General features: G+C 56.9%; 1 pseudogene. It reads left to right on the top strand.

The features are described 5' to 3' along the window. A pseudogene (locus tag OB13_RS19525) lies at nt 1-376 on the top strand (hypothetical protein); the annotation flags it as partial.

The following is a 376-nucleotide window of genomic DNA, read 5'->3' as shown; positions in this document are numbered from 1 at the left end:
CCGCAGCGAAAGCAGGGACAGAAAGCCTTACGATGATCGCCGTGAAGGCAGTGAACGAAAATCCTTTGGAGCTGACCGTCGTGAAGATGGAGAACGCCGCAGCTTTGGCGGTGAACGTCGCGAAGGTGGAGAGAGAAAATCTTTTGGCGGGGATCGTCGTGAAGGAGGTGAAAGAAGATCCTTCGGTGCGGGAAGAAGCGAGGGTGGTGAACGCCGTTCATTCGGTGGAAGCCGGAGCGAAGAAGGTGAACGCAAATCATTTGGCGGCGACAGAAGAGAAGGCGGAGAACGCCGTTCTTACGGATCCGACAGAAGTGAAGGAGGCGAGCGCCGCTCTTATGGCAGTGACCGCAGAGAAGGTGGCGAGCGCAAACCA

Source organism: Pontibacter sp. HJ8 (assembly GCF_054824225.1).
Note: the sequence above shows the minus strand (reverse complement) of the source record. Positions and strands in the feature narration are given on the sequence as shown.